The organism is Sphingomonas elodea ATCC 31461, from assembly GCF_000226955.1.
Lineage (GTDB): Bacteria > Pseudomonadota > Alphaproteobacteria > Sphingomonadales > Sphingomonadaceae > Sphingomonas > Sphingomonas elodea.
In genome coordinates, this window is sequence record NZ_AGFU01000115.1 from 1 (window position 1) to 585 (window position 585).

Annotated in this window: 1 protein-coding gene; it reads right to left on the reverse strand. The window is 56.1% G+C overall.

Annotated elements, in window-relative coordinates; genetic code table 11:
- Window positions 1-188 (reverse strand): STAS domain-containing protein (locus tag KK7_RS21315; RefSeq protein WP_010546262.1); only part of this gene is annotated, 188 nt, incomplete at its 3' end.
- Window positions 189-585 lie beyond the last annotated feature (397 nt).

Genomic DNA, 585 nt, shown 5'->3' on the forward strand with positions numbered 1-585 from the left:
CGGCCCGCCTCGGCTGCCGTCATCCGCAGCGCCTGGATCAACTGGAGCAGGCTGAGATCCGCCTGCTCGACCGGCGCCAAATCGAGCGTGATCGCTCTTTCTGCGGCAAGTTCGTGCAGCATCGCCGCATGCAGGATCCGCATATTCTGCATGGTGCCGGAGGCGGGCAGGGGGATCGTTGCCGTCATCGGTTCCTCAAACGCCGCTGCGAGGCTAAGTATGAATACTTATCCCCGACAGCCCATGTCTGTTGCTTGTATTTGTAGTGAGATTTTCCGATCGAAGGCATCGGTCGGAATCAATTTGTTCGAGGATATACGACTTTGTCTTGGTTATTGACAGGACAACCATCCGTGCGTGAACGTTTGTACTAAAGACATGCACGATTTTGAGGAAGCGCTGCACAGATGTTCGTTCCGGTATCGTCCGGATACCGGTCTTTGATTGGAGCGATCTGGTCTGGTGCAGAGGTCACATCATGGCCAGCGTCCGCCGGGACGCGCCATGGGTGATTTGGCCGGTGCGGCAAACTCGCGCTAGGGCATTTTTCGATCAGTCTGGATCGTATCCGCAGGAACTGAAGTA